The 567-nt window shown below is 66.5% G+C and carries 1 protein-coding gene; it reads right to left on the minus strand.

Annotated features, from left to right (window positions below):
- The coding region (locus tag NZ773_16315; GenBank protein MCS6803491.1) for a penicillin-binding transpeptidase domain-containing protein at positions 1 to 567 on the minus strand (567 nt) is incomplete at both ends.

Below are 567 nucleotides of genomic sequence, written 5' to 3' on the forward strand. Positions count from 1 at the left end.
GTCACCTCGCCGCCGCCCAACGTCAGCGCCAGTCCGTAGTTGCCGGTCTCCAGCGTGTTGATGCCCAACTGGTGCGCGCGCCGGATGACGTTATCAATGCCGACGCGGCTGAGCACGTCCACCGCCGGGATGTTGTAACTGCGCGCCAGCGCCTGCCGCAGGCTGACCGGGCCATGGAACTTGCGGTCGTAGTTCTCCGGTTCGTAGGGCGCCTGCCCGGGAATAGGGAACTGCATCCTCACGTCGAGCAGCATCGTCGCCGGCGAGAAGCCCTGACGGAACGCTTCGAGATACGTGAACGGCTTGAAGGCCGAACCCGGCTGGCGCAGGCCATCTACGGCGATGTTGAAGTTGCCGGAGATGGCCCGGTTCCAGTAATCCACCGAGCCGACCATGGCACGGATCTCGCCGGTCTTTGGGTCAATGGCAATGATGGCGGCGTTGGTGACGTTACGGTTCCGACCGGAGTCGGCGGCGCGCGTTGGCGGGAAGAACCGAGCAGCCTCACATGGCGCGCCGCCCTCCGCCGGGATGACGGTGTCCGCCGGAGCGCCGCTCAAGCGCGCC

The sequence above is a fragment of the Dehalococcoidia bacterium genome (genome assembly GCA_025054935.1).
Taxonomy (GTDB): Bacteria; Chloroflexota; Dehalococcoidia; order SpSt-223; family SpSt-223; genus JANWZD01.